This window comes from Lentzea sp. NPDC042327 (assembly GCF_040647275.1).
In the GTDB taxonomy this organism is placed as follows: Bacteria; Actinomycetota; Actinomycetes; order Mycobacteriales; family Pseudonocardiaceae; genus Lentzea.
The window spans coordinates 753,547-779,785 of sequence record NZ_JBEZBX010000002.1; the positions used below are offsets into that span (position 1 = coordinate 753,547).

The 26,239-nt window shown below is 66.5% G+C and carries 26 protein-coding genes, 1 tRNA gene and 1 other RNA gene; 18 read left to right on the plus strand and 10 right to left on the minus strand.

Annotation, left to right across the window (positions count from 1 at the left end):
- The first annotated feature begins 25 nt into the window (after positions 1-25).
- Both AB0A63_RS07515 and AB0A63_RS07520 read left to right on the plus strand, forming a co-directional pair.
- Positions 26-607, plus strand: coding sequence for an MmpS family transport accessory protein (locus AB0A63_RS07515; RefSeq protein ID WP_360386467.1), 582 nt, complete (start codon positions 26-28; stop codon positions 605-607).
- A 295-nt stretch (positions 608-902) separates the two neighbouring features.
- Complete coding sequence (locus tag AB0A63_RS07520; protein WP_360386470.1) at positions 903-1,097, plus strand: hypothetical protein; 195 nt, start codon at positions 903-905, stop codon at positions 1,095-1,097.
- Between the two features lie 367 nt (positions 1,098-1,464).
- Here AB0A63_RS07520 and AB0A63_RS07525 read toward each other — a convergent pair whose 3' ends face one another.
- The 3 genes from AB0A63_RS07525 to AB0A63_RS07535 form a co-directional block, all read right to left on the minus strand.
- Positions 1,465-2,814: a hypothetical protein gene (locus AB0A63_RS07525; RefSeq protein WP_360386473.1), complete on the minus strand. Its 1,350-nt coding sequence runs from the start codon at positions 2,812-2,814 to the stop codon at positions 1,465-1,467.
- Positions 2,815-2,969: 155 nt separating this feature from the next.
- Complete coding sequence (locus AB0A63_RS07530; protein WP_360386476.1) at positions 2,970-3,878, minus strand: helix-turn-helix transcriptional regulator; 909 nt, start codon at positions 3,876-3,878, stop codon at positions 2,970-2,972.
- Positions 3,875-4,696 carry a helix-turn-helix transcriptional regulator gene (locus AB0A63_RS07535; protein WP_360386478.1) on the minus strand — a complete coding sequence of 274 codons (822 nt, stop codon included), beginning with the start codon at positions 4,694-4,696 and terminating at the stop codon, positions 3,875-3,877. Before AB0A63_RS07535 ends, AB0A63_RS07530 begins: the two co-directional genes overlap by 4 nt.
- Positions 4,697-4,922: 226 nt before the next feature.
- Here AB0A63_RS07535 and AB0A63_RS07540 point away from each other — a divergent pair, with 226 nt between their 5' ends.
- Positions 4,923-6,479 carry a transcriptional regulator gene (locus AB0A63_RS07540; RefSeq protein WP_360386480.1) on the plus strand — a complete coding sequence of 519 codons (1,557 nt, stop codon included), beginning with the start codon at positions 4,923-4,925 and terminating at the stop codon, positions 6,477-6,479.
- On the opposite strand, the gene AB0A63_RS07545 is transcribed toward AB0A63_RS07540, so the two are convergent.
- The 3 genes from AB0A63_RS07545 to AB0A63_RS07555 all read right to left on the minus strand — a co-directional run bounded on the left by AB0A63_RS07545 (position 6,480) and on the right by AB0A63_RS07555 (position 8,923).
- On the minus strand, positions 6,480-6,830 hold the full coding sequence (locus AB0A63_RS07545) for a signal peptidase I (RefSeq protein WP_360386483.1): 351 nt from the start codon (positions 6,828-6,830) through the stop codon (positions 6,480-6,482).
- Positions 6,827-8,386, minus strand: coding sequence for a transcriptional regulator (locus AB0A63_RS07550; protein WP_360386486.1), 1,560 nt, complete (start codon positions 8,384-8,386; stop codon positions 6,827-6,829). Before AB0A63_RS07550 ends, AB0A63_RS07545 begins: the two co-directional genes overlap by 4 nt.
- A 132-nt stretch (positions 8,387-8,518) precedes the next feature.
- Positions 8,519-8,923: an XRE family transcriptional regulator gene (locus tag AB0A63_RS07555; RefSeq protein WP_360386489.1), complete on the minus strand. Its 405-nt coding sequence runs from the start codon at positions 8,921-8,923 to the stop codon at positions 8,519-8,521.
- A 167-nt stretch (positions 8,924-9,090) separates the two neighbouring features.
- Here AB0A63_RS07555 and AB0A63_RS07560 point away from each other — a divergent pair, with 167 nt between their 5' ends.
- Genes AB0A63_RS07560 through AB0A63_RS07590 form a run of 7 tightly spaced genes read left to right on the plus strand, consistent with a single transcriptional unit; the run spans position 9,091 to position 14,591 of the window.
- A complete protein-coding gene (locus tag AB0A63_RS07560) occupies positions 9,091-9,288 on the plus strand; it encodes a helix-turn-helix domain-containing protein (protein ID WP_360386491.1) in 198 nt (65 codons plus the stop codon).
- Complete coding sequence (locus tag AB0A63_RS07565; RefSeq protein ID WP_360386494.1) at positions 9,281-9,619, plus strand: WhiB family transcriptional regulator; 339 nt, start codon at positions 9,281-9,283, stop codon at positions 9,617-9,619. Before AB0A63_RS07560 ends, AB0A63_RS07565 begins: the two co-directional genes overlap by 8 nt.
- Positions 9,616-9,948 (plus strand): hypothetical protein, encoded by a 333-nt coding sequence (locus tag AB0A63_RS07570; protein ID WP_360386497.1) that lies wholly within the window; start codon positions 9,616-9,618, stop codon positions 9,946-9,948. Before AB0A63_RS07565 ends, AB0A63_RS07570 begins: the two co-directional genes overlap by 4 nt.
- The gene (locus AB0A63_RS07575) at positions 9,945-10,586 is read left to right on the plus strand and encodes a hypothetical protein (RefSeq protein WP_360386499.1); all 642 of its coding nucleotides are present in this window, start codon (positions 9,945-9,947) and stop codon (positions 10,584-10,586) included. Before AB0A63_RS07570 ends, AB0A63_RS07575 begins: the two co-directional genes overlap by 4 nt.
- Complete coding sequence (locus tag AB0A63_RS07580; RefSeq protein WP_360386502.1) at positions 10,583-12,676, plus strand: FtsK/SpoIIIE domain-containing protein; 2,094 nt, start codon at positions 10,583-10,585, stop codon at positions 12,674-12,676. The genes AB0A63_RS07575 and AB0A63_RS07580 overlap by 4 nt, the downstream gene beginning before the upstream one ends.
- Positions 12,673-12,831, plus strand: coding sequence for a hypothetical protein (locus tag AB0A63_RS07585; protein WP_360386505.1), 159 nt, complete (start codon positions 12,673-12,675; stop codon positions 12,829-12,831). Before AB0A63_RS07580 ends, AB0A63_RS07585 begins: the two co-directional genes overlap by 4 nt.
- A complete protein-coding gene (locus AB0A63_RS07590; RefSeq protein ID WP_360386507.1) occupies positions 12,828-14,591 on the plus strand; it encodes a recombinase family protein in 1,764 nt (587 codons plus the stop codon). The genes AB0A63_RS07585 and AB0A63_RS07590 overlap by 4 nt, the downstream gene beginning before the upstream one ends.
- On the opposite strand, the gene AB0A63_RS07595 is transcribed toward AB0A63_RS07590, so the two are convergent.
- Positions 14,573-14,655, minus strand: a tRNA-Leu gene (locus AB0A63_RS07595). The genes AB0A63_RS07590 and AB0A63_RS07595 overlap by 19 nt on opposite strands.
- Positions 14,656-14,774: 119 nt before the next feature.
- Between AB0A63_RS07595 and AB0A63_RS07600 the strand changes: the two genes are divergently transcribed.
- A complete protein-coding gene (locus AB0A63_RS07600) occupies positions 14,775-15,857 on the plus strand; it encodes a bifunctional RNase H/acid phosphatase (protein WP_360386509.1) in 1,083 nt (360 codons plus the stop codon).
- A 2-nt stretch (positions 15,858-15,859) separates the two neighbouring features.
- Here AB0A63_RS07600 and AB0A63_RS07605 read toward each other — a convergent pair whose 3' ends face one another.
- The gene (locus tag AB0A63_RS07605; RefSeq protein ID WP_360386512.1) at positions 15,860-16,039 is read right to left on the minus strand and encodes a hypothetical protein; all 180 of its coding nucleotides are present in this window, start codon (positions 16,037-16,039) and stop codon (positions 15,860-15,862) included.
- A 19-nt stretch (positions 16,040-16,058) separates the two neighbouring features.
- Positions 16,059-16,580, minus strand: a complete 522-nt coding sequence (locus AB0A63_RS07610; RefSeq protein WP_360386515.1) for an NAD(P)H-dependent oxidoreductase — start codon at positions 16,578-16,580, stop codon at positions 16,059-16,061.
- A 176-nt stretch (positions 16,581-16,756) separates the two neighbouring features.
- On the opposite strand from AB0A63_RS07610, the gene rnpB reads away from it, so the two are divergent.
- From rnpB to AB0A63_RS07625, 3 genes are all read left to right on the plus strand, one after another.
- An RNA gene (rnpB, locus tag AB0A63_RS07615) (RNase P RNA component class A) lies at positions 16,757-17,150 on the plus strand.
- 17 nt (positions 17,151-17,167) lie between these two features.
- On the plus strand, positions 17,168-18,292 hold the full coding sequence (locus AB0A63_RS07620) for a threonine synthase (protein WP_360386518.1): 1,125 nt from the start codon (positions 17,168-17,170) through the stop codon (positions 18,290-18,292).
- Positions 18,293-18,452: 160 nt separating this feature from the next.
- Positions 18,453-20,039, plus strand: a complete 1,587-nt coding sequence (locus tag AB0A63_RS07625; RefSeq protein WP_360386520.1) for a DUF6345 domain-containing protein — start codon at positions 18,453-18,455, stop codon at positions 20,037-20,039.
- 61 nt (positions 20,040-20,100) lie between these two features.
- Here AB0A63_RS07625 and AB0A63_RS07630 read toward each other — a convergent pair whose 3' ends face one another.
- On the minus strand, positions 20,101-20,292 hold the full coding sequence (locus AB0A63_RS07630) for a hypothetical protein (RefSeq protein ID WP_360386523.1): 192 nt from the start codon (positions 20,290-20,292) through the stop codon (positions 20,101-20,103).
- A gap of 489 nt (positions 20,293-20,781) precedes the next feature.
- Here AB0A63_RS07630 and AB0A63_RS07635 point away from each other — a divergent pair, with 489 nt between their 5' ends.
- From AB0A63_RS07635 to AB0A63_RS07650, 4 genes are read left to right on the plus strand one after another with little or no spacing between them, the layout of a single operon-like run.
- Positions 20,782-21,060 carry a hypothetical protein gene (locus AB0A63_RS07635; protein WP_360386526.1) on the plus strand — a complete coding sequence of 93 codons (279 nt, stop codon included), beginning with the start codon at positions 20,782-20,784 and terminating at the stop codon, positions 21,058-21,060.
- A 3-nt stretch (positions 21,061-21,063) separates the two neighbouring features.
- Entirely contained in the window at positions 21,064-21,534 is a 471-nt protein-coding gene (locus tag AB0A63_RS07640; RefSeq protein ID WP_360386528.1) for a hypothetical protein, read from the plus strand.
- Between the two features lie 19 nt (positions 21,535-21,553).
- On the plus strand, positions 21,554-24,367 hold the full coding sequence (locus AB0A63_RS07645) for an ATP-binding protein (protein WP_360386695.1): 2,814 nt from the start codon (positions 21,554-21,556) through the stop codon (positions 24,365-24,367).
- Positions 24,364-26,235 carry a hypothetical protein gene (locus AB0A63_RS07650; RefSeq protein WP_360386531.1) on the plus strand — a complete coding sequence of 624 codons (1,872 nt, stop codon included), beginning with the start codon at positions 24,364-24,366 and terminating at the stop codon, positions 26,233-26,235. The genes AB0A63_RS07645 and AB0A63_RS07650 overlap by 4 nt, the downstream gene beginning before the upstream one ends.
- Positions 26,236-26,239: the final 4 nt, after the last annotated feature.

Genomic DNA, 26,239 nt, shown 5'->3' on the forward strand with positions numbered 1-26,239 from the left:
CGTCACCTGTCGGGAGCCTTTCGTCATGTCCTATCCGCAGCCGCCGCACGGTTCCGAGCAGCACTTCCAGCAGCAGATGCCTCCCGGCCAGCCGCCGCAGTACGCGCCGCCGCAGTACGGACCGCCGCCGAAGAAAAAGGCCAAGAAGTGGCCGTGGGTGATCGGCGGGGTCGTCGCCCTGTTCGTGATCATCGGCTTGGCCAACGGCGGCAAGACCCCTGCGCCGACCAACTCGGCCAACCCCACGGTCATGACCGAGCAGCCTGCTGTTCCCGCGCCCGTCCAGCAGCCCGCGCCCGCGGCGAAGCGGACCGTGATCTACGAGATCACCGGCGCCGGCCAGGCCAGCTCGATCACCTACACCACCGACGGTCTTACCTCGACCCAGCAGGAAGGCGATGTGAATCTGCCCTGGTCGAAGACGATCGAGCTGCCCGCCGGTGAGGCCTTGCAGATGGTGTCCATGATCGCCCAGGCAGGCCAGGGTACCCCCGAGATCGCAGCGAAGATCACCGTGGACGGCAAGGTCGTCAAGGAAGGCAAGTCGACCGGCCAGTACGCGGTCGTCAGCATCAACGAGAACATCGGCTCGCTCGGCAAGAAGTAGCGCGAGAACGCCCCCACATCCCACTGCAGTCAGGTGTGGGGGCGTTGTCCTGTTGGGTGTGGCTGCTCGGCAGAGCTGGAACTCACTCGCGTGAGGGGCACGCGGCCGTACATCCTTCACGGATTGGTGAGGTGCGGTATCTATTCCCGGAATATGCAAGTGGCGACGATCCGGAAACACCACACCTGCTACCGGTGCCACGCTCGGAAATCCTTCTCGAACCGCTCAACAAGTGGCTGTGTCAGATCTTCGACCGGCACAGGACGATCCCTCCGCGAAGCCGAGCAGGGAGGTCGTGAAGGAACGACTCACCGACGCGAAAGCGAAGCTCCGGCGGTTCCAAGCGGCGATCGTCGCCGGTGTCGATCCGGCCGCGCTGGTGGACGCGAGCAACGCGACGGAGGAACAACGGGCTGCGGCCAGAGCCGAACTCAACGGTCTGCCCGCACCAAACCTGGCGAGGCTCGACGGGGAACTCGGATCGAGCTGAGGTACGACAAAGCAAAAGAGGCCGTCTGCGCGACGACCTCTCAGTGCGTGTGGTTAACGCTGGTGTCCGAGGGGGGACTTGCTCGCTAAGCACACGCCTCATCTGAGGTGGTCAGGGCTTGTGACACCCGTCCTGCACGACCGGAAGGAGACAAACTGGGACGGCTTGGTCGGGACGGGCTGGAAGGGGCATCTAGCTGGACAGATAGCTGGATCGCTAGGAGCGGGACGGGTCGATGAAGACGTCCCGCTCCTGCGTTTCTGGCCTCGTTGAGCCCCTCTGCGGGGCGTTGCCAGTGGGACGGGACAAGCTTGGTGCCACATCGCGCCAGGTGAACCACGCCTTCGATGCAGGAGGAGGCATTCACTCAGTCATCTTCGTCGTCATCGTCCTCTTCGTCGGGCGCAATATCCGGAAAAATGGCGGATCGGATTCCTTCTGAACAATCATTGAGCTGATGGATGGGAATGACGAATTCACCTTCATATACTCGGTGATGCCCGCGAGCGGTGATTCTCCAAGTTGCTCGAAGCTCATTGGCACCTGGCTCCAGGGCTGTCAAGGTGAATTCATCGTTATCTGTCAGCTCCGTGCTGCGAGGCCGCAGCGTGGCGAGATTCGTGGTCAGCGTGGTGGAGTTACCGTTTTGGTAGGACACCATCGGTTCGAAGTGTGGAGTGGGATTACGGAAGCTGGGCAAGAATGCCGAGCGAGAGCTGAGCGTGAGTGCCATAGTTGAGGTACCCCACGGGTAGGGCAGCGATGGCAGCTGAGAAGACAGATTGAAGGACTCGCGATCTACCGAGTCGACTGCCCTGACGGCGCCTTCAATATATATTTCAACTCGCACGTCTTCGAGGAAGGTTTCGCTGTTGTTGCGTATTTCTATATGCGTGCCGCGCCCGGCCAAACCCGCAATGTGGTCAAGAAGTGACGGCCAAGCCGACCTGACATCCTCGGCCCAATCATCCACTTCTTCGGTGTAGGTTTCGGGTGACCGATAGTCGGATGCCATAATGAATTTACTATTAATCTTGAAGTAGGCAGATTCAATCGTGCCTACTCTTGGGTTTCCTAGCTTTTTCCGTGCGGCTGCGATGTATTCATCTAGGATTTCACTATATGTACTAGCGTGAAGTATGGCCTTGCCCGCGATCGATACCTGTAGATCCCCGGCGCCTATGCGCTGCTGGTTGCGTTCGGCGCGTTCAATCATTGTTCTGATCTCGCGGCCCTTCGCGCGCCGAGTTTCTCCGTCAGCGCGAACGTATATGTCGCCGTCGGCGAGCCTATCGCCATCGGCGTGGCAGGTCCAAAGATCGCCAGTAGGAGGATCTACGATGATAATAATGACGTCGCGCCCGTTGGCTGCTGGGATGCGCTCGAAATCCCAGCGTGGCCCAGGTGTGCCAATAAACCTTGTTACGAAGTTGGCCAACTGATGAGCTTCGAATGCCGGGATTCCGGTTATCTTGTTATGTGCTACCCCGAGAACCATCAAGGCGCAGCCGTTGAAATAGCGTTCTGCTTGTTCTGGGTCGCGGTTTGCGGCACCTAGGATGAACTTGACGACTTTAGCTCGGCCCGAGTTTTCGTGAAGTTCCACGTCGGATTTCAGTTCAAGGTAATGGCGCTCCACTCGGTCGTCGGTCTGACTGAGCTCGTTGATCAAGTTTGTCCATGCAACCTGCCCACGTGGAAGGGTGGAGAAGTCCAACGTGTCACCTCGACCTTAGAGAACTGGGGCCTACGCTTGTCTGCGTGAAGTCTAGACCCGCAGCGTGTCAGGCCAAAGCGCCTTGCCTGTCCGCGCTGATCGTGTCTTGCTGGTGTTTTGAACGACTCATGTATCCGCGTACTTTGTTGTAGCCGTCAACTTTTATGTTCCTGTAGGGCTTCTGTGATCAAGTCGGTAGAGGCATCCTCCGTGAAGGCGACGCTGGCTATTTTTTTGAATGTTTGGAGGTATGGCTGGAGTGTAGCTTTGTCTTCAATCCAAATGGAGCCGTGCTGGTTTTCGAGGTAGGCGACATCGTCGAACCGATCTTCTCGATAGCCCATGATGCTGAATGAGCTGGTTACGCTTTCCAGTTCTCCTGCATGGTCGGCGACGATTTGAATGAGTACATTCGGAAGTTGCGTTAGTTGGACGATTCTCATCAGCTGGTCGGCCATGGCGGGTGTACTGCAACAACTGCGTCTAAGGATGGCATCGCTCATAACAATGTGGAGGTCGAGTGACGCCTCCTCGTACAAGTTCTTCCTGATCTGCAAGTGGTTCTCTTTGCTGAGACTCGTGTTATTTCTCGTGTTTGTGGTTACAGTGTGATAGCTGAGTAGTGCGCTGGTGTATTCGAATGTGCGAATTACATGCGGCAGTGCGTCTATTGCAACGATATGCAGTGTGCTTGCCTCTGTGGCGAGATCTCCGTAGGTCCATCCGATGCAGGGCGGAGCATCTGGTAGACGGTCGTATGCACGGGGGTTACGCGCGCGCTGCGCACCGTGAAATACGGGAGCACGCAACTCATTGGCGACGCCATAGATGAGAGCTAGCGTCACGACGTCGCACTCGGAAACGGAGACAGCTGCGTTCTGCATGGTGGACGTCTTCGCTGTCGACCATCCGGCGGCGTCGCTGGCTTCTCTAAGGCTCAAGCCGCGTTCGTCCCTCCAGGTGGACAAAGCTCGCGATACGGCGCGGAGCTGGAGGTTCGCTTTGAACCCGTTGTATGAACTCTTCTTGGTAGAGCGACGCTGCATTCCCAGATGATTGCTCATTGGCCACTTCCGACGGAATCGTGCAAATCAATCAGCAAGTCGAGGGATCGCTCTGGAGTGAAAGCGATCGAGTCCAGTTTTTGGAACAATGCTTTGCATCGTGCAACTGTATCCCTTTCCTGGATGAAAGCCTTCGTGATATGGGTTCCTGTGAACACGACGGCTGGCATGTTGTCGTACTCGATCAGCATGCACTCATCGACTGGCGGGAACTTATTGTTACTTGGTATCAGTCGGACCATGCGTGCCACGCGGAGAAGGAGGGCTATCTGGCCCCTAAGGATATTGCGGTCATGGCTTCGAGAAGTGAGAGTCTGCTCGGTCAGGTAGAAGGTTAGAAGAGGTGCGTTGTGGCCGTATAGAATCTTCTGGCGTTCAAGGATGCTGTCGACCGTTGACTGAACCTCGCCGGGCAAGGCGCCGGTGAGCAGCGATACCTGTTCGGCGTAGCTCGCGGTCTGTAGCAAGTCTGGGACGCCCTTCGGGCTGTAAGCAGTGATGCTGCTAGCCATGCGTTCAGCGAGAAGAAGCGTTCGGGTTTGATTTGCGTTCTGTACGAAGAACTCGTCGAACGCGCGACGGTAGCGGTTGCCGAACTCGGAGATGAAAGCCAAGTTCTGGCCACATGCGGTGAGGTACTGGGCCAACTCGTTCGCCGTGGCGCGCGCCTTGCCCTGTTCGATGTTCGAGAGCTTGCTCGGGTCCCAGCCGAGCAACTCCGCCAGTCGGGCACCCGTGCGGTTGGTGGTGGCCTGGCGGAGGCGTCTCAATTCGTCACCGAGATCGCGGCTGTATGGGGTGGATGACGTCCAGTCCATGGCGTTGCTTCCTTGGGTCGGCTCCATGTCGCGTCACATCCGAGTCCCGCCCGTTGCGAGCGTGTTCAGACGCCGCAGGCTGGAGTTACGAGCGACCGACGCCCGTTTGGGCATCTTGCGGTTGCTCTGAAGCGGTCCCGGTTGTGACTAAAATCAGGTTTCTGTCAGCGCTGGATCATTGGAACGACCTGGCGGTGACACGCGAGTGACTTGGGAGGTGGCGCGCGTGCGGACGTACCGGACGCTCCTAGAACAGAAGATCCGGGAGCGACCCCAGACCTTTCAAGAGTTCGTGGACTTCGCTGAAGCGTTCGCGCGTGAGCACGACGAACCTGGCTCGATCGGGCTCAGGCATCTGAAGCGCATCGTTGCCGGCCAGAAAGCTTCTGGGGAGCCCATCGGGCCTACCCTGCAGCCGGCGACAGTGCGACTGCTGGAGCGGATCTTCGGCGTCGGCATCGACGTCCTGCTGTCTCCGCCGCAACCGCCGGAGTTGGACGAGAAGCAGCGACCAGAGCGCGACACGCTGGAAGTCGCTGCAGCGTTCGACTGGTTGGATGCGCGAGCTGGCTGGCAGCCAGGCGCGAGCCGGTCGAGGGTTCGCTCGCGGCTCGCGGAACTCGATCTGGCGCGCCTTGTTGATGCGGGCGTGAGGCGTGCGCGGGTTGGTCGAACGGCTGTCGCACGCGCGCTCGTCGACTACTACGGCGAGAGCGGGGTCTACAGGGCGGATGTCGAAGGCGCGGACATTCTCACCAGCATCGTGACGCGCGAGAATTGGCTCGACCTGGCGTGTCCGTTGGACGGCGTTCACGACCGGCTTGTGTTCGCCGAGCACGGCGGTCAGCACGACCTGCTCAGCGAGGCAGAAGCCTCCGCAGCAGTGCTGCGGCTCGCTGAGTCGGTCATGCTCACCGTTCGCTTCGCGAACCTGCCGCTCTATCGACTGCTCGACGTCGATCTGAGCCGCCGACGGATGCACGGGAACGTGGGAGTAGTGCCGTTCGTCGAGTACGCGCTGACTGCGGACCTGCTCGAACGTGAGTTGGTGGACGCTGTCGCGTTGGGGCACAGCGTGCGGCGTATGCCGTTGCGGGACAGGTACTTGCCGAGCCTGGAAGCTGTGCACGACTTGCGCGGACGCGTGTGCGCGGGCGGAGTGCTGGCGTTGTGCGCGATCGCTCGGCCACAAGATCGAGGCCGCGGGGATGCTGACTACGTGCTGTTGGTGCAGGAGCGGTCAAGCCGAGTGCTGAACGCGGCTGGGCGGCTCGCGGTGATTCCGAAAGGATTTCATCAGCCGCTGACCGATCTTCGCGGCGAGGCAGCGGTGGGAGCGACGATCCGCCGCGAGATGGAAGAGGAGCTGTTCGGTCGGCTTGACGTCGATGCGACCTCGGCAGATGTGCGGTCGGCCGCGCCTATGCATCCGGGCCGTTGGTCTTTGCCGATGAAGTGGCTCGCCGAGGAGCCAGGCCGGTTGCGAGTTGAGTGCACCGGGTTCGGGTTGAACCTCGTCAGTGGAAACTATGAGTTCGCCAGTCTGATCGTTATCGAGGACGAGAGGTTCTGGCAGGAGTTCGGCGGGCAGATCGAGGCCAACTGGGAAACCACCGGGCTACGGCTGTACTCCAGCCTCGACGGCGACATGGTGACTGACCTGATCTCGCAGGAGGCCTGGAGCAACGAGGGGCTGTTCGCGTTGCTCCAGGGCCTGCGTCGGCTGCGTGAGATCGGCGGAGACCGCGTCAGCCTGCCGCCGGTCGCGTGGCGGCTGGACTGATCAGGTCTGGGACGGCCAGCGGACCGTCATGACAGTGGAGTCCTCGATGGCTTCCCATGAGTGGTCGATGCCGGGACCCCACATCACGTAGTCGCCCTGCCTGGTCATCGTTGCGCTGCCCTCGGTGAGATCAACGCGGAAGTTGCCTTGTACCAACAGAACCAAGGTCGTTCGCTGATCGTCTGAGGTCCACTCGACACGCTTGTCACCGGCCGGGTGATTGAACCACTTGACCTCAACATCCTTTGAGGACCGCATACCTTCTGACGGGTCGATGAAGTGCCCGACCAACCAGCCGCGCGTGGCGCTTCCATCCTCTGCAGCGTTGCCCTGGCTCCAGTTCGCGGTCACCGTATCTCCCATTCGATCGCTGGCACGTTCACGCGGCTACCGCCGATCTCTCCGAGTCGGCGGAGCCCTTGCAGGAGCGCGAACAGGCCTTCGTTGCTCCACGCCGTGTCGGCCGCGAGCTCCTCGACGAGCTCGGGATCGGCACTGGAGTACTGGCGAAGGTTCGTGGTTTCCCAGTTGGCCTCGATCAGCCCGCCGTATCGCTGCCAGAACTCCTCGTCGTCGACGACGATCAGGAGCGGGAACTCGAAGTTCCCACTGACGAGGTTCAGCCCGAAACCGGTGCACTCCATCCGCAGACGGCCCGGTTCGCCGAGGAGCCAACGCATCGGCTCGGAAAGTCGGCTCGGGTGCATGGGGTCTGCGCTGCGCTGGTCGCCCACCGTGTTGTCGATGTCGTGGCGACCGAACAGCTCCTCTTCCATCTCGCGGCGCATCGTCGCGCCCACCTGTGCGTCGGCCCGGAAGTCCGTCATCGGCTGGTGGAAGCCCTTCGGGATCACGGCAAGCCGACGCGCGGCGTTGATGACGTGACCTGAGCGCTCCTGCACCAGGAGAACGTAGTCTGCTGGGCCTCGGAACGGGTCAGCTGGCCGAGCGAACGCGCACAGTGCGAGCGTGCCGCCGGCTGTGAGGCGTCCACCTACGTTCAGCACGGTGTCGAGGTCCGGCAGGTAGCGGTCCCGGAGCGGGAGAGCGCCGCTCTGGGTACCGCTGGTCAGGGCGTCGACCAGCTCACCTTCCAGAAGATCCATCGTCACGATGTACTCGGCGAACGACGTGACTCCGACCGTGCCGCCGATCGACTGCGGACCCATGTCCGCGCTCAGCAGGCGGTAGAGCGGCATGTTGATGAACCGGACGCCGAGCGTCAGCGATTCGGCGAGGCGCTGGACGGCCTGGTCGAACGCCTGCTCGTCGAGGGAGACCGGTGCGTCTCCCGCAGTCCGTACGAGCGCGAGCCGGTCATGGCTGGCGTCCATCGGACAGTCGAGGTCCAGCCAGTCCGAGTGAGTGAGGACGCTTGTGTTGGCCTCGATATCGCCGAACGTGGCGCCGTACCTGCCGTAGCCGTCAGCGCGGCGACCGTAGTAGGTCGCGAGTGCGTCAGCGATGGCGTGTTGATCGACGCGTCCACGCCGACTTCCCCTGTCCCGCAACGAATTCACGTCTACCTGAGCCAGGCGCGACGCAACCGCACGGCGAGCTGTGCCTGGTTCGCGTGCGGCACGCTCGTCGAGCCAGTCGAGTGCGGCGACGATGTTCGGATCGGCGGCCAGCCGTTGTTCGGCGTCGGACGTGCCTGTGGTCGCGGCGGGCGGTGAGCCAGCGCGTGCCTCTGTGAAGCGTGCTTTCACCTCGTCAGATGCGCGCTCAAGCGCCACGTCCAAGACCTGCTGGACCTCGGAGTTCGGCCGTGAGCTGGGCTTCTTGTGCCAGTAGCCGACCGTGCGCGAGTGAACGCCGAGGTGTTCGGCGAACGCCTCCTGACTGAGCCGCAGGGCGTCCTGCAACGCGCACGCATCGGCGCCGGTCCAGCCGTTCGACAAGCTCATGTCGCTACCCCCGAAGCGCGATGTGCTGGGAACTTGTGGTGCTTTTGTGTGGTTGTTGTGTGGGCCCCGGCGCCATTCCGCAGTGGAATTAGTGCCATGGAAAACAGCAGCTCAACCAGCCGAAACAGTCAGCTACCGACGGCCGCGGACATGCTTCGCGACTTCAGCGAGTTGGTTCACGACCGAAGCCATGTCGGATTTCAGAGCGTCCAGGCGTTCGGTGATGTCTTCGAGACGCTCTTCGACGCGGTCGATTCGCGACCACAGCGTGTCGGCGAGATCCACCACGGGGTCATCGACGGCCGGTGGCGTGCGGTCGTGCAGCACTGCGTCCAGATGCTGCGGGTGCCAACCCAGCGCCGTGGACAGGGATTCCAGGGTTCGAGGGCTCCGCCGGCGCTCCACGAGGTGGTGCTGAACCTCGCGCACGATCGCGAGTGACACGTGCGACCGCTTGGCCAGTTCCTTCTGTTGCAATCCCAGCTCATTCACGCGCTGGTTGATCGCCTTGGCGACTGCCGCCCAATCCTCCGACACGTATTCCTCCGCGCTCCGCCCTCGGCGCTGAGATTAGTCACTGTTTCCCGCGCTGCGGCGTGACACGGCGTTTCACCCGCCATTTGCGATCAAGCACGTCTACATGAGTGCTGATATCAGCACTCATGAAACTGAAATCATCATTTCTCGTAGAAAGGCTATTCCTCATGCGTACTTCTCTGACTACGTCCGCTCACACCATCCGCGAGACCGCGTGGGTGCTCGGTGTCGATCGTTCCGAGGTCTGCCGCGCCATCCGGCTCGGCAAGCTGCGCACCGAACGCCGCCACGGTCAGACCGTCATCCCCGTGAGCGCGCTCCTGCCGCTGCTCGCCAACGCCGGTCCGGGGGTGCTCCGTGACTGACGACCGCCTGATCGGCATCGCGTGGTCGCTGGATCGCTTGCGTTGGGTGCCGACCGACCAGTTGTCCGAAGTCGTCGAGCGTGACGGCCTGTGCATGTGGGCGTTCACGAACGAGCCGCCGGACGCCGGTGAGGAGCTGACCGATCGTGAACTGGCTCAGCGCACGTGCGCCGGGTGCCCAGTGCAGGACGAGTGCCTGGAACTCGAACTCCGCACGGCTGGTGAGGACACCACCGGCGTGTGGGGTGCGCTCGCCGACGACGACCGGCGGGAGCTGTACCCGCACTGGCTCCGACGCGGTGACCGCTTCGAGAGGGGGCCGCGTTCATGAACGCTCTCACCCTCACCCCGGCTCAGATCATGGCCGCTGTAGGTGCGCTGCTGGTTTTGGTGCTCGTGTGGCGTACGGCGTCCCGACGTGCGAAAGCTGCGGCTAACGCGGCACGCACGGGAGCGCGGTTCGTCTCGCTCGCTGGGCGCGTGCTGTTCAACGCCGCGCTGATCGTCGTGGCGCAGTGGATCGTGATCACCCAACGAGGTAGCGGCTGGCTGCTCGTCGCGGTACTCGCCGTGCCCGCGCTGTTCGCGTCGTACACGCTGACCAAGGCGCTGACCGTGACGACGTACGAGCCGCGCCGTCGAGGCGGTGAACGGCGATGAGCGAGCCGATCGAGCGTGTAGCGGTGCAGGTAGATCGATTGTGCTGGACCGGAATCCTGCTCGGACTGGCGTTCACGATGACCAACGTTCAGCAGTTCGCGGCGGCTGGTTCGTCGGCGTGGTCGCTCGCCTGGTGCGCGGCGTGGCTGCTCGACCTGATGGTGTCTCTGGTGCTGCTGGCGATCCTCCGGGCCGAGCAGGTCACGGCCCGGCACCGCATCCGCATGGGTGGTTGGGTGCGGGCGGCCAAGTGGTTCACGCTCGGCGCGACGTACATCATGAACACCTGGAGCGCGTACGCCGCAGGATCGGCCGCGCTGGTGGTGCTGCACTCGGTTCCGCCGCTCGTCGTGTTCGTCGCCGCCGAGGCTGTGACCGACCTTCGGGACAAGCTCGGCTCAGCGGTCGCCGCGTTCACGGCGGTGCAGCCGGAACCGCAGGTTTCACCGACTCCTCCGCGGAAGGCGCAGAAGCGCGCTCATCCGAGGACGTCGTTTGACGACTACCTCGCGGTTGCCAGAGCGGCTCGCCCGCCCGATGTGACGGTCACGCCCGCGTGGGTGCGTGGGGTGACGGAGTGCTCGCGTGGCTTGTCGTCGCGGCTGGCTGCGGCGCTGAACGCCGAGGTGCCGTCATGACCGGCGAGATGGTTCCGGCGGGACCGGTGTTCGAAGGTGAACTTGTTGCCGACCACGCGGACGTGGCTCAGCCGCCACACGTTCACCGCGTGGCGGGCTGGTGGCAGCGGTCGCGGTTCGTTCCGGCGGCGTTGAAGTCACGGCAGGCGCTCGGGTACGCGGTCAAGGACGGGCTCGTGTGGCTGTCGCGGTCGCCGTTCCGCTTCGTTCGAGCTTCCTTTCGCGGCCTGGCGGTTGCCGTGCGCGGCTGGCGAGGTTGGGTGCGAGTACGCGACTACCGCGAGGCTGCGGAGCAGTCGGAGAGGTTGGCGGACAAGTTCGCGGAGATCCGTGGACTGACGTTGTTCCGGTGGAAGGTGACCGGCCTTGTCTTCGCGGTCTCCGTTGTCCTTCTTGCGATCCTCGATCTCGTCTACGGGCACCGAGTGTTGTGGATCGCTGGCGTCGTCGGCTCGGCGGCGCTGGCGATCCTCGGCAGACAGAAGGACGGGAACCCTGGACGGAAGGCCGCTCTCGCCGGGCCACGCTCGCTCGCGTGGACGATGGACCCACAGATCCTGGTGGACGCGTTCCGAGACGCGAAGCTGATCGGCAAGGACGAAAGCCTGCGGCTCGTCGAGCGAGCGAAGCACCAGGGCGGCGGATGGGCGGTCACCGTCGATCTCCCGGCTACCCGCAAGGCGGCCGACGTCGTGAAGCATCGGGAAGACCTCGCGTCAGCGCTGGCGGTCGATGAGATCCAACTCAGTGTCGAGCGGGTGCGAGGCAACGGCGGACACGCCGGACGTGTCGCGATGTGGGTTGCCGATGAGGACCCGTACGCCAAGCCGCCGATCCGGACGCCGTTGCTGGCGGTCGAACGGTGGGACGCGTGGCGGCCGGTGCCGTTCGGTACGGACGCGCGCGGCAGGCGGATCACGCTGCCGCTGGTGTGGACGTCGCTTCTGATCGGCGCGCTTCCCAGACAGGGCAAGACAATGGCCGAACGGTTGGCAGCCGCGGGCTTGATCTTGGACCCCCACGTTCGGCTCTTCGTCGCCGACTTCAAGAACGGCAAGGACTGGAAAGCCGCCGAGAAGGTCGCCCATCGATTCATGGCGGGAGACGACGCCGAGCACGTGCTTGCGTTGCTCGACTGGCTCGTTGAGTTGATCGCCGACGTTCAGAACCGCTATCGACGGATGCAGGACCTCGACGACGTGATGTGTCCCGAGTCGAAGGTGACGCCGGACATGTCTCGCGATCGATCGTTGGGTATGCCGGTCACGGCGCTGATAGTGGACGAGGTCCACATTGCACTGGAGGACCGGACTCCCGTTGAGGTGCAGGGGAAGAAGCTCACGGCGGGGGAGTACATCGGTGAGCTGCTGACGTGGTTGGCGAAGAAGGCTCCAGCGGCCGGCGTGATCCTCGTTCTGGCGACGCAGCGACCGGACAGCAAGACGATCCCGACCAAGCTGCGCGCAGTGCTCGGCTCTCGGTTCGCCTTGCGCGTCATGGACTTCCGTGACAGCAACATCATCCTCGGCGAACAGATGAACACGCGCGGGTACGACAGCAGCCGCCTCCTCCCGTCTCATCGGGGTGTGGGCATCCTGCGGCCTGATGGCGAGACCCAAGCCGGTGCGGACGTACTCGCGTTGACCGTGCGGACCTACTACATGCCGAACGAGGACTGGCGGGAGATTTGCCAGCGTGGCCGCTCTCTGCGAGAGGCGGAAGGGACGCTGAGCGGACATGCGGCGGGGAACGACGTACCGCCTGTGCTCGACCGCTCGGCGGCCGTCAAGGCGATCGGAACGGGCACCGTGGCGAGTCTGGCCGAGATCGATCTACCTGAACCGCTGGCATCGGTCGTGAGCTATCTCGGCGATGACCTGACCGAGCGCGACTTCGTGCCCACAGCCGAACTCGTCGAAGCGCTGGAAGTCGAGGCGACGGCGTTCGGGGCGGAGATGGCCGAGTTCGAGTGCCGACCGACGCGCCAGTACATCCAGGACGGGGACAACGCGCGGCGGGTGCGCGGCTACCTGACGGCCCACATTCGGTCAGCTGTTGCTGAAATCAGTTCCCGGATCGGGTCGTCATGACCGCCGCCGACCGGCAGGGGAAGAGGGTCACGGTCCACGTTCCGGATGAACCACCTGTCCTAACCAGGCAGGTAAGCCGCATACTGCTGGAGATGCTGATTGAGAAGACCGAGATCGAGGTGCTCGACGCGCCTCGGGGAGGGGAGGTGTGGTGACTGCTGAAATCAACACAGATCCGTGGTCAGCGCTGGACGGCCTCTGGGGCGTCGAAGCGGTGAGCATGATCGACGAAGGAATCGGGCCGCTTGCGTTCAGCGGCCGGTGCTCAACCGAGGACAACCAAGATCCGGAAACCTCTCGCGCCTGGCAGTTCGGGAACGCCCAGAAGTTCGTCGAGCCGCTCGGCGGAGCCATCGTCGCGGAGTTCTTCGACATCGGTCAGTCGCGATCCGTGCCATGGGAGCGACGACCCGAGGCGGCACGGCTGCTGGAAGCGCTGAAGGACCCCGATCGTGGCTGGACCGGTGTTGTGGTCGGCGAAGGAACACGGTGTTGGTTCGGCAACCAGTTCTCCTTGATCGCACCCCGGTTCGAGGCGTACGGAGTCGATCTCTGGGTTCCCGAACTCGGCGGCAAGTACGACGCCCGCAACCCATCGCACAAAATGCTAATGAGCGTGCTCGGCGGCATGAGCGAGTCGGAACGCCAGCACGTGCAGGCACGCGTTCGCGCCGCAATGGATGCTCAGGTGGTCAACGAGGGACGGCACCAGGGCGGCCGAGCACCGTACGGCTACGTCGTGGTAGACGCCGGTCCTCACCCGAACCCGCGCAAGGCGGCAGAGGGCTACAGGCTGCGGGTGCTCGCCGTTGACGACTCGGCGGCCGAGGCGGTGCAGCGGATTTACGCTGACTACCTCAGCGGTGACCTTGGGGACAGGGCCATTGCGACTCGGCTCAACCGGGACGGCGTGCCGTGCCCTTCCGCCCTGCGGCCGGACCAGAACCGACACCGACAGGGCGACGGCTGGCAGGCGAGCACGGTCCGAGCGATTCTGGAGAACCCCCGCTACACGGGGTACGCGTTCTTCGGGCGATGGCGGAAGTTCGAGACGCTGCTCGACCCGGACGACGTTGCGGCCGGGCACGTCGTCAAGTTCCGCCGATCGAGCCCTGAACGCGTTGTTCGCTCTCGGCGACCGGCGCACCCGGCGCTCGTGTCCGTAGAGGAATTCACTCAGGCCCAGCTACTGCGGAAGTCACGGGCGGCTGGCGGGATGCAAGGAAAGGCAAAGCTGGAGCGCACGCGCACGGGCGGAGCGCGGCCGTACGTTCTGAAAGGCCGGATGCGGTGCGGTATCTGCTCGCGGAGGATGCAGGGAGCCATCATCCGGAAAGAGCACACCTACTACCGGTGTCTGGCGCGCTCGTTGGCTCCGGGTTCTGCCGCATTGACCAGCCACCCGAAGACGGTGAATCTCGCTGAGGACATCGTGCTGGAGCCGCTGAACAAGTGGCTGGCTCAGGTCTTCGATCGAAAGAGCATCGACCGGACGGTGGCACACCTCGTCGAGTCGCAGGACGGGGCGGCGGGAAAGTCGGTCACACGAGATGCGGCCAAGAAGCGGCTGGAAACCGCCGAGGCGAAGTTGCGGAGGTTCCAGGCGGCGATTGCGGCAGGCGTCGATCCCGCCGCCCTGGTCGAGGCGATCAACGAAGCCGAGGAACAGCGTGCGGCGGCGAGCGCCGAATTGAACGGGTTGCCCGCGCCGTCTGCGCTCACGGCCGCCGAGGTGCAAGCGCGGCTCGACGGGCTGGACGATGTGACGACGATCATCACGGAAGGGAAGCAGGAGAAGCTCGCTCGCCTGTACGAGGACCTTGGCGTCGAGCTTAGGTACGACATAGCAAAAGAGGCCGTCTATGCGACGGCCTCTCCGCGTGTGCTTAGCGAACGTGTCCGAGGGGGGACTTGAACCCCCACCCCCTTGCGAGGACTAGCACCTCAAGCTAGCGCGTCTGCCATTCCGCCACCCGGACCGGTGTGGCTGAAGCATATACGCCCCCAGAACGCCCCCTGAACCAGGGGGCACGCAACGCCGGCACGCCCGCCTACGATCGGGGCCGCACAGGCGCGTGGACAGCGAGGAGGACGGCCGGTGAAGGTCATCGTCGAGGCCGACGGGGGGTCGCGGGGCAATCCCGGGCCTGCCGGGTACGGGGCCGTTGTCCGCGACCACCGGAGCGGGGAGACGCTGGCCGAGCGCAAGGGGTTCGTGGGGGTCGCCACCAACAACGTGGCCGAGTACCAGGGGCTCATCGCGGGGCTCAGGGCTGCGGCGGAGGTCGGGGCCGGGGTCGTCGAGGTGCGGATGGACTCCAAGCTGGTCGTCGAGCAGATGTCAGGGCGGTGGAAGATCAAGCACCCCTCGATGCAGCCGTTGGCGCAGGAGGCGCGGCAGGTGGCGCAGGAGTTCGACCGGGTCTCGTACGAGTGGATTCCGCGGGAGCGCAACCGGCAGGCTGACCGGCTTGCGAACGAGGCCATGGACGAGGCGCAGAAGCCGTCCAAGCCAGTCCAAGCCGAAGCGGAAGGCGACAAGCAGCCGCACTGGAGTGGAGCCACGGGCGAGCCCACGCGGCTGATCCTCCTGCGGCACGGGCAGACCAGGTTGAGCGTCGAGCGCCGCTACTCCGGCCGCGGCGACCACCCGCTCACCGAGTTGGGGCTGGAGCAGGCGGCCAAGGCCGCGCAGCGGCTGTCCGAGGTGGAGGACGTCGCGGCGGTCGTGTCGTCGCCGTTGCAGCGGGCCGCGCAGACCGCGCGGGAGGTCGCCGGCGCGGTCGGGCTTGAGGTGGTCACCCACCAGGGGCTCATCGAGACCGATTTCGGCGCGTGGGAGGGGCTGACGTTCGCGGAGGCGGCGCAGCGGGACCCCGACGTGCACCGGCGGTGGCTGGGGGACACGAGTGTCCAGCCGCCGCAGGGGGAGAGTTTCGACCAGGTGCACGCGCGGGTGCGGAAGGCGCGCACGGATCTGATTGCCAAGTACGGCGGCAAGACGCTCGTGGTCGTGAGTCACGTCACGCCGATCAAGACGTTGCTGCGGCAGGCGTTGGACGTCGGGCCGCAGTTCCTGTTCCGGATGCACCTGGACCTGACCGGCGTCTCGATCGCCGAGTTCTACCCGGACGGGCACGCGTCGGTGAAGTTGATCAACGACACGTCACACCTGGGCTGAAGCTAGGAACGGCGGCGGTGCACCGCCAGGGCGACCGCCGCCGCGACCAGGGCGCCGCTGAGGGCCAGCACCTCGACGTCGGGGAGGGTGGAGGGGTCCGCGGACGCCTCTGCCGGTGGCCCGGTGTCGAGCAGCAGGAAGGTGAAGACGGCCAACAGGAGCACGACGCCGAACAGCTTCACGGTTCCCCTCCCGGAGTGGTCAGCCGGCCTTGCGCAGGTGGGGCGTCAGCGCCGTCATGAACCGGTCCGCCGCGGCCTCCAGCGCCGTTGTCGCCGCCGGGGTGCCGACGTTCTGGTCCAGCACGAACTCGCCGCGCACCACGTGGTCCGCGCCCTTCGAGGCGAGCAACGGGTGCAGCGCGTAGTCCATCGCCACCAGGAACCCCTGGCTGCCGCCGGTCGCGAGCGGCAGGACGGCGCGGCCGCGCAGCGCCTTCTTCGGCAGCAGGTCCAGCAGCGCCTTGACCAGGCCGCTGTAGGCCGCGCGGTAGACCGGGGAGGCGACGACGACGCCGTCGGCGGAGAGCACGGAGCTCACGGCCGCGGCGATCTCCGGGTCGCGCAGGTCCTCGGTGAGCAGCGACAACGTCGGCAGCGCGCGCACGTTCAGGTGGGTCACGCGGTGGCCGGCGGCCTCCAGCAGCGCGGCGACGCAGGACACGACGAGACCGGTGGGCGCGGCGGGGGACGGCGCGCCGGAGATGATCAGCAGCTCGGACACGGCAGGGCACTCCCTGAGATCGCGGACGTGGGCGGTGGCGGTCTCAGCGGCAACACAGGCTGGCTGCCACGCGGCCGTAGTCGACGTGGCGACGTCGTGTCATGGGTGTGAGTGAAGCAACGTTCGGACCAGTGGACAACCGCTCCCAGCCGCTGGGATATCCTGGTGGACGCGGATGAGTCGGCAGGGCGGCCGCGGCGGGAGACCGTCGAGGAAAGTCCGGACTCCACAGGGCAGGGTGGTTGTTAACGGCAACCAGGGGCGACCCTCGGGACAGTGCCACAGAGAACAGACCGCCTCGGCCCACGGCCGGGGTAAGGGTGAAACGGTGGTGTAAGAGACCACCAGCGCCCCAGGTGACTGGGGCGGCTAGGTAAACCCCACCCGGAGCAAGGCCAAGAGGGCGCCTGACCGAAAGCGACGGCGCCTGCGCGAGCGTTCGAGGGCGGCCCGCCCGATGCTCGCGGGTAGGCCGCTAGAGCCTGTCGGCGACGGCAGGCCGAGATGGATGGCCGCCGAGCGGGGCGTGAGCCCCGTGAACAGGATCCGGCTTACATGCCGGCTCATCCGCCTGTATTGATGGACGCATGCTTTCTCACCTGGAGTGCGCCCGGTGCGGCCGTGAGCACGACGCCAACGCCGTCCAGAACCTCTGCCACTCCTGCGCCTCGCCGCTGCTGGCCCGCTACGACCTGACCCGCGTCACCCGGCCGACGGCCGAGAACTCGCTGTGGCGCTACCGCGACGTGCTGCCGGTGTTCAGCCCGGACCCGGCGTTCAGCCTCGGCGAGGGCATGACCCCGCTGGTGCCGCTGCCGGCGCTGAGCCGGGCGCTGGACGCGAACGTCATCATGAAGGACGAGTCGCTCGTGCCGACCGGGTCGTTCAAGGCCCGCGGCGCGGCCGTCGGCGTCGCGAAGGCCAAGGAGCTCGGCATCAAGGGCATCAAGATGCCGACCAACGGCAACGCGGGCGCCGCCTGGGCCCTGTACGCGGCCCGCGCCGGGTTGCGCAGCGTCATCGCCATGCCCGAGGACGCCCCGCTGATCACCCGCGAGGAGGTCGCGGCGAGCGGTGCCGAGCTGCGGATCGTGCCCGGCACCATCGCCGACGCGGCCAAGGCCCTCGCCGACGTCGACCTGTTCGACGCGTCGACCCTCCGGGAGCCCTACCGGATCGAGGGCAAGAAGACGATGGGCTACGAGATCGTCGAACAGCTCGGCTGGCGGGTGCCCGACGTGATCGTCTACCCGACCGGCGGCGGGGTCGGCCTCATCGGGATCTACAAGGCGCTGCAGGAGATGCGCGAGCTCGGCTGGATCAGCGAGAAGCTGCCCAGGCTGGTCGCCGTGCAGGCGACGGGCTGCGCGCCGGTCGTGCGGGCGTTCGTGGAGGGCGCGGAGGAGTCGGTGTTCTGGGAGGGCGCCCACACCGCCGCGTTCGGCATCAACGTGCCGAAACCGCTGGGGGACTTCATCATCCTCGAAGCGCTCCGGCAGACCAACGGCACCGCGGTCGCCGTCACCGACGAGCAGATCGAGGCCGACCGCGCCGAGTGCGCCCGGCTCGAAGGCGTGTTCCTGTGCCCGGAGGGTGCCGCGACCGTCAGCGCCGTCAGGCAGCTGCGCGCGGACGGCTGGCTCCAGCCGGCCGACGAGGTGGTCGTGCTGAACACCGGTGCGGGCGTCAAATACCCGGGGATCCGCCTCTAAGTACGCGCAGGCCCTGAGGGCGTTACAGAAATGCGGCCGTTCGAGTGGTGCGCCGGCCCCGGTTCACCACTCCCGGTATCACGGCCCGCACGCCCCCATCCTCCTGTCAGACGGTCGGCCCCTGCAGCCGGCCGTACCACCGAGGAGGGGGAACAAGACGATGCAACGCAAGCTGACCGCGGTGCTGGCCCTGTCCAGCCTGATCACCGCGGGAGCCGCGGGCACCAGCCTCGCCGCAGAGGCGGAGCTGCCCGTGTACGGGGTGACGAGCTCCGGGCTCGACCAGGAGCAGGCGCAGAAGCTGCAGAGGGCGTTGGGACTCAAGGACGTCGCCAGGTCCGAGAGCGGTGAGGTGGCGTTCGCCGACGAGCAGCGCTACCTCCAGGTCCCGACCGTCGACAAAGGACGGGGCAAGGAGGACGAGGACGGCAACGAGACCACGCAGTCCGCACTGGACCTGGAGGCCCTCAAGCGCATCCAGACCGTCCCGACCGACGTGGCCGTGAAGCGCGTCCAGGAGGCGCTGCGCTCCGCCGGGGTGCTGCCGGACAACGCCACCCCGACCGCCCGGCACACGACGTTCGAGCTCGCGGACGCCAACGGCCGCACCGGGCTCACGCAGAACCTCGACACGTCGGTGTCGTACACGTTCGACCTCGGCGGCATCCCGCTGGAGGGCGAGGGCGCGAACATCCGCGTCGCGTTCGACGCGCAGGGCGTCACGGCGCTCAGCCACGCCGCCCGCACGTACGAGAAGACCGGCAGCGTGAAGGTCAACGACCTGACCTACGGCCTGAAGCTGTGCCAGAGCTACCTCGGCGCCGAGGTGAAGCCGGACGTGAACTACGTCTACGCGGCCCCCGCGCTCGGCGAGAAGGTCGACCGGGTGGAGCCGTCGTTCCGCTGCACCGGCCGCAACGCCGACGGCGGCGCACCGCAGGCCATCATCCTGCCCGCGGTGGTGGGCGCGGAGATGCCCGCCCCGCAGCCGCCGCAGACCCCGCGTCCCGAGCAGCAGCTCAAGGCGCAGCGCGCCGGCACCCAGGTCGGCAGCGAGGGCACCGGCAACTGCTCCGGCCTGCCCAACACCCCGGCCAACATCGGCTCGTTCAACTCCGAGGCGAGCAGCCACGGCATCACCCGCGACTTCAGCTGGCTCGACCACAACGCCTGGGAGAGCGACTTCAAGGACCCGGTGTTCCCCGGCGGTGACGACACCAACTGGGCCGACGACGTCGACCTGACCTACTGGCAGGGCCACGGTTCCGGCACCGGCTTCTACTTCACCGGCTGCTCCAACCACAACGACACCAAGCTCGCCAACACCGAGGCGCGCTGGGGCAACAACGACGTCGAGTGGATGAGCCTCTTCACCTGCCTGATCCTGGAGACGAACACCGGTGGCCAGACGTGGGGCCAGCGCTGGGGACAGGCGTTCCGCGGCCTGCACCAGATCAACAGCTTCACCACGATCAGCTACAACTCCTTCAACCACGGCGGCAAGTACGGCCACTACCTGTGGCGCTCGCCGTTCCTGTGGTGGAACAAGCCGATGAAGGTCCGCGACGCGTGGGCGCAGGCCAGCATCGACACCCAGCCCGCGTCCGTCGAGTGGGCGACCATGGGCGTGTACCTGGGCGCGTCCGGTGGGTACGGCAACTTCAACGACTACTTCTGGGGCAAGGGCTCCGTGGGTCCCGACTACGCCTCGACCGGCATGTTCTGGCGGATCCGCGGCGGGTCCTGACCCTGCCCGGCACACCGGTGGGAGGCCTGGCGACTGCGGTCGCCGGGCCTTTCCGGCGTGCTCAGCGCTTCGCCGGCCGCCCGGACGGCATCCGCAGCACGGGCCGGAACGGCTCCCCGCCGTTGTACAGCTCCTCCAGTTCTGTCACGTACGCCAGGACAGCCGGGTTGACGATGTCCGCGAGCGAGCGCACCCCGGCCTGCGGTTCGTACGACGCGAGGTACGTGGCCGCCGCGCGGGCGCGCTCCAGCACCGACCGGTCGAAGTTGATCGTCCGCTGGACCCGGCGCCGGGATTGCGGGCCCGTCCCGGTAGGCTGGGGAACGCCTGGAGCACTAGGGGAGGCTGTGATTCCGTCCACACTTCCGTCCGGCACGAGGTCAGGTTCGAGCATGGGCGAATCTCCTCGGAGTCGTCGCTTCGGGGCGTACGCGCGGCGGAGCCGCGAACCGGCCGTTCAGCGCATCCACCCTGGATGGACACGTGCGCGGTTTTGAGACGCACGCACTGTGTGTGACCAGGGCGTTCGCAGTCGGGTGAACCTTGCCAGCGACGGAGAGAATCTTGGTCCTGGTGTTCCCCACTGACGTCTCCTCAGTGATGATGTGTCGGCCAGATTAGACGTAATTCGCCGCCCGGGGAACGCCCAGATGATCTGCAGCCAGCTCCACTTGCTCCACACGCCGTGACGAACTCGTGTTCTACTCGTAGCGCAAGCCCGAGCGCACTCAGGAGTACCTAAATGACCGCCATGGAACTGGTGACACTCGCTCAGCAGCAGCCGACGGTGCCGGGCACAAACAACATCCGCGACTGGATCCTGGGCAACATCGTTCCCCTGCTCCTGCTCACCGTCGCGTTGCTGCTGCTCTGGCTGGGTGGCGGCAAGGGCGACAACGCGGGTGTCATGCGCCGCCTCGGTGGTGTGATCGTCGCACTGGCCATCATCGGCCTCGCGGTCACGACCGACGCGGGCAAGAACATCGGGCAGTGGCTCGCCGGTTTGTTCGTCGGAGGCTGACGCGTGCGGGTTCGCACTGACGACGAGGTCTACCGGGTCGACGCCGTCTGGCTGGGCCCGCCGAAAGCGACCTTCCCCTGGCGTGCGCGCTACGTCGCGTGGGGCGTCGGGATCGTCGTTTTCCTCGTCGTACTCACGATCGAGCGCCAGATGGGCATCGGGTTCGGGTTCTTCTCGACCGCGTGGGCTCTCGTCGCCACGATCATCCTGACCAGGTTCATCACCCAGCGGATCAGCCACGAACGGCCGCTCACGGCGGTCATGTCGATGTGGGTCCGCGAGCTCACCGCACCTCGAGAACGCACGGCCAGCACCGGCGGGGCGGCCAGTGCCGCCCGGATCCGGGTCAGCTCGCAGCGCCCTCGTCCCAAGTTGAGCAAGAAACAACGGGCGAGACAGCAGGCCCAGAACCGCCGGACGTCAGCCACGCGCAAGAAGGAGGTTCGCGGTGTTCGGACGCCGGCGAGACCGTGATCGTCGCTCCGCCCAGCACATCGCGCAGCACGCGGCCGCGGACCCGCGCGACCGCGACCGGGCCGCGTACTCCAAGCGCGGCCGCCGCCTGCCCGGCGAGCAGGCGGTGCCCAGCTACACGCCGTCGATCAGCGCCCGCAGCATCGACGGCCACCTGCTGCGCACCGGCCAGGAGGTCTACGCCTGGTACCGGCTCGCGCCGCAGCGCTGGTCGTTCCGCAGCGACTCGCAGCGCCAGGACCTGATCGCCGCCATCGCCGGTCAGTACGCCGAGCTGCAGGGCCGCTGGATGCACCTGCGGGTCACGACGCGGCCGTACCCGATCCGCATGTGGGCCGAGGCGCACGTGCACAACGCCGTCAAGCGCCTGCCGGACACCCCCGGCACGCTGACGTTCGACGACTACATGGTCGGCGAGCAGCAGCAGCTCATGGGCCGCTCGATGGCGGAGAAAGAGGTCTACCTGGGCGTCCAGGTGCAGACCCGCAACATGATGGACCGGGCCGTCGAACGCGCGGCCCCCGTGCTGCGCAAGGTCTTCCCGGACGCCGTCGACGCCGAGCTGGTGGCGCTGGACTCCGAGGTCGAGCACCTCGACCAGGTCATCGGGTCGGCCGGTCTCGAAGGCCGTCCCGCGACGGCCGAGGAGATGTCCTGGCTGATGCACCGGTCGTGCTCGCTGGGCCTGCCCGCACCGCGCAACCTGCCCGCGGTGCCGGGTGCCGCGTGGGAGCCGGAGGACCTGGCCAGCTTCACCGACGCCGCGGACTTCCACCAGGAGCCGTACTCGCCGACGGTGACCGTGCGCGGCCGCACCGGCTCGAACGCGGGCATCCGGCGGCACGTCGCCGTGCTCACCGTCGGGCTGATGCACGGCCTGCAGATCCCCGAGGTCGACGACCCGTGGGTGCAGCGCGCCGACCGGCTGCCCGCCTCCGTCGAGTGGTCCGCGCGGATCTACGTGCGCCGCCCGGAGGAGGTGTCCGGCGAGCTCTCCCGCCAGATGAGCAAGGTGCGCTCGCAGGTCCGCCACTACACCGACGAGCACGAGCTGGAACCGCCGCAGTCGCTGGCCCGCCAGGCCGGGCGCGTGCTGGAGATCGACGACGAGATGACGTCGGGCTTCACCGCGCTGGGCACCAGGGTGCGCTCGTGGTGGCGGCTCGCGGTCTCCGGGCCGACCGAGCGCGAGGCCCTGCGCCTGGCCCAGCAGCTGCTGGAGCTGTACAAGCCCAAGATCGCCATCGACCACCCGGAGGCGCAGTACGCGATCGCCCGCGAGTTCATCCCCGGTGAGCCGCTGTCGAACGGCGCGTACCTGCGGCGCGGCAGCGTGCTGTGGGCGGCGTCCGCCGTCCCGACGGCCACGGCCGAGGTCGGTGACCGCCGCGGCATCCTGCTCGGCGAGACCGTCACGGCCACCCGGCGCCCGGTCGCCTGGGACCCGTGGATGGCCCAGGAGCTGCGCGACGCGTCCGGTCTGACGGCGATGGTCGCGGGTCTGGGTGCCGGCAAGTCGTTCCTCGGCGGCGGCATCGTCTACAAGACGCTGCGCTCCGGCGCGCACTGGACGCTGCTCGACCCGTCCGGTCCGCTGGCGGCGCTGTGCGAGCTGCCGGAGCTGCGCCCGTACGCCCGGCCGATCAACCTGCTCAACGCCCAGCCCGGCATCCTCAACCCGTACCGGGTGGTCGCCGAGCCGATGATCGAGCACTTCCTCGACGAGGACGACCCGGAACGCGCGTGGCGCAGGGAGAAGGCACTCGCCGCGGCCACCCGCCGCCGGCTGGTGCTGGACGTGCTCACCGGTCTGCTGCCGTTCGAGGTCGCCCGCCTGCCGCAGACGCGCATCGTGCTGCTGCGCGCGGTCCGCACGGTCGGCGGCCGCTTCGACGCCCACCCCGGTCTCGTGTTCGAGGCGCTGCGCCGGGACGCGTCCGAGCACCACGAGCACGCCGTGGTCGTCGCGGACTTCCTCGACGAGATGCGCGAGCGCATGTCGTTGCTGATCCCCGAGGCGAACGCCGACCCGTACAACGAGGCGCGGGACGACCGGCTCACGGTGCTGACCATGGCGGGCCTGAACCTGCCCAAGGACGGCGTCGGCCGCGAGCACTGGACGGACGCGGAGTCGCTCGGCGTCGAGATGCTGAACCTCGCCGCGTGGCTCACCCAGCGCTCGATCTACGAGAAGCCGAAGGACCAGCGCAAGGGCGTCTGGATCGACGAGGCGTTCTTCCTGTCGGAGGTCCCGACCGGTCGCGTGCTGATGAACCGCTTCGCTCGCGACTCGCGCAAGTGGAACGTCCGCGTGCTGCTGTCCTCGCAGATTCCGGCCGACTTCCTCAAGATCCAGGGCTTCGTCGCCCTGCTCGACTCGGTCTTCGTCGGCAGGCTCGACGACGACCAGGCGCAGGCGGACGCGCTGCGGTTGCTGAAGGTGCCCGTGGGGGCCGGTTACGAGCAGGTCGTCGCCTCGCTCGGCCGCCGTCCCGGTGGTGAGCGGAGCGTGTCCGAACGCGACCGCGCGCCGCGGCAGTTCATCTTCGGCGACGGTGCCGGTGGCGTGGAACGGATCCGCATCGACTTCAGCGGTCCGCACCTCGAGCACCTGCGCAACGCGCTCGACACGACTCCGGACGCCAAGCGCGACCGCGATGCTCTTCCGTCGGGCGAGGAGGACCAGGTGCCGTCAGTGCCACAACCCGCGTACGTGCCGGACGAGATCGACGACGAGCTCGCCGCCGACCTCGAACTGGGGCTGACAGAGGACGAGGCCCACCTGGTGGGTCACGGTGACGGCTCCAACCGCCACCGGGACGGCGTGGCATGACGCTGCTGGCGGTCGTGGTCTCGGTCGTCGCCTTGCTCTGGGCGAGGCGGCGGTTCGGGCTGCGCCTCTCCCAGCGCGTGGGCGCGCGCACGAGGGCCATCGGTCTCGTGTCGGCGATCCTGGCACTCCAGGTGGTACTGGGTGCCCCCGCCGCCCACGCCCAAAACTGCGGTGAGGCACCCAATCCGGAACGTCCGGGTGCGGGCATGGTCGGCGCGCTCGACCCGCCGGTCGGCAACGGCCTGCCGGGCTCGGCGTACCTGGACTACGGCTACGCCGGCATGGTCTGGCACTACTACCAGAAGAGCTGCACCATCCCGAACGCCAACGCCACGATCGACACGTGGGCGGGCAACGAGCTCTTCAGCATCGGCAAGAACATCGTCGGCGCCACCAACGCGCTGCACTACACGGTGATGGGCCGCGGTCTGCTGGTGCCGCTGGACGACGCCGTGAACAACGGTGTGCAGAAGGTCTACGACAACGTCTACCTGCGCTGGTTCGGGCTGGTCGCGCTGATCCTCGCGATCCTGATGTTCCGGCAGATCTGGACCGGCGACTTCGCCGCGATCTCCAAACGCGGGCTCTGGGCACTGGCCGCGATGTGGCTCGCCACGTCGACGTTGGCGCTGCCCCAGTTCTACAACCTCCTCGACAACACCCTGGTCTCCAAGACGTCGGAGATACAGGCGGGCTTCATCGAGGCCCCCGAGGAGCAGGGCACACTCCACGTGCTGCCGACGAAACTGCACGAAGCCGTTGTGTACCAGAGCTGGTTGCGCGGCGCGTTCGGCACTCCCGAGGCACCGCAGGCCGTCGAGTACGGCCCGCGCATCCTCAAGGCGCAGGCCTGGACCACGGCCGAGATCGCCGAGCACAAGGACGCCGACCAGGCGGCGCTGAGCGCCAAGAAGGCCGAGTGGATCGCACTCGAAGGCCAGCTCGGCACCGCGAAGGGCTACTTCGACGGCACCGACGGCAGCCGCACCGGCGCGGGGTTCCTCTCGCTGCTGCAGGCGGTCGCGTTCTCGCTGTTCCAGCTGTTCGCGAAGGGCGCGGTGCTGCTGGCCCAGCTGCTGCTGCGCATCCTCACGCTCGCCGGCCCGCTCATCGGCCTCGTCGCGCTGATCCACCACGACCTGCTGCGCAAGGTCGCCCGCGCGGCCGCCGTGACGGTGTTCAACGTGCTGGTGCTCGCGGTCCTCGCGGGTGTCCACGCGCTGCTGCTGCAGGCGATCTTCAACGCGACCGGGCTGTCGCTGCTGACGAGGACGTTGCTGGGACTGATGCTCACCCTGGTGTGCTTCGTGATCGGCAAACCGCTGCGGCGCATGTGGCAGATGGTCGAGATGTCGGTCGGCTCGGCGAGCAACGTCCTGCCGATGCAGGGCGGCGTCTGGTCGAAGCTGCGCGGCCGCAAGCAGACCGGCCCCAGCCCGCAGGACGAGTTCTGGGACTCGGTGCGCGAGGGCGACGGCGCCGGCGAGGAGGTGCCGCAGCGGGGCCGCGGACGGGTGCGCCCGGAGGCGTCGAACCCGGTCGCGGCCACCGCCCAGCGGCTCGACCGCGGTGCGCCGAGCCAGATCAACTCGTCCGGCGACGGTTACAGCACCACGCGCGCCGGTGCGCTGCCCGCGGGATCGGGTCCGGCGGCGCTGCCGGTCGGCCGGTCGCGCGTCGTGGACAGCCCACCGGTCACCGACCGGCAGTGGGACCGCGTGGACGACGCGGTGCTCGTGCCGTCGCGGTCGAACGGCTACTCGGCCCCGGTGCAGGAGCCGCGGCGCGCGGAGACCGAAGTGGTGGCGGGACGCCAGGTGCACGTGATCTACCGCCCGTCGCGCGGCTTCGAAGTCAGGGACAACTGAGGAA

Coding starts and splice junctions, on each gene's coding strand:
- AB0A63_RS07515 (WP_360386467.1), top strand. CDS start 26: ATGTCCTATCCGCAGCCGCCGCACGGTTCCGAGCAGCACTTCCAGCAG.
- AB0A63_RS07530 (WP_360386476.1), bottom strand. CDS start 3,878: ATGAGCAATCATCTGGGAATGCAGCGTCGCTCTACCAAGAAGAGTTCA.
- AB0A63_RS07535 (WP_360386478.1), bottom strand. CDS start 4,696: ATGGACTGGACGTCATCCACCCCATACAGCCGCGATCTCGGTGACGAA.
- AB0A63_RS07550 (WP_360386486.1), bottom strand. CDS start 8,386: ATGAGCTTGTCGAACGGCTGGACCGGCGCCGATGCGTGCGCGTTGCAG.
- AB0A63_RS07560 (WP_360386491.1), top strand. CDS start 9,091: ATGCGTACTTCTCTGACTACGTCCGCTCACACCATCCGCGAGACCGCG.
- AB0A63_RS07570 (WP_360386497.1), top strand. CDS start 9,616: ATGAACGCTCTCACCCTCACCCCGGCTCAGATCATGGCCGCTGTAGGT.
- AB0A63_RS07575 (WP_360386499.1), top strand. CDS start 9,945: ATGAGCGAGCCGATCGAGCGTGTAGCGGTGCAGGTAGATCGATTGTGC.
- AB0A63_RS07580 (WP_360386502.1), top strand. CDS start 10,583: ATGACCGGCGAGATGGTTCCGGCGGGACCGGTGTTCGAAGGTGAACTT.
- AB0A63_RS07585 (WP_360386505.1), top strand. CDS start 12,673: ATGACCGCCGCCGACCGGCAGGGGAAGAGGGTCACGGTCCACGTTCCG.
- AB0A63_RS07620 (WP_360386518.1), top strand. CDS start 17,168: ATGCTTTCTCACCTGGAGTGCGCCCGGTGCGGCCGTGAGCACGACGCC.
- AB0A63_RS07625 (WP_360386520.1), top strand. CDS start 18,453: ATGCAACGCAAGCTGACCGCGGTGCTGGCCCTGTCCAGCCTGATCACC.
- AB0A63_RS07635 (WP_360386526.1), top strand. CDS start 20,782: ATGACCGCCATGGAACTGGTGACACTCGCTCAGCAGCAGCCGACGGTG.
- AB0A63_RS07650 (WP_360386531.1), top strand. CDS start 24,364: ATGACGCTGCTGGCGGTCGTGGTCTCGGTCGTCGCCTTGCTCTGGGCG.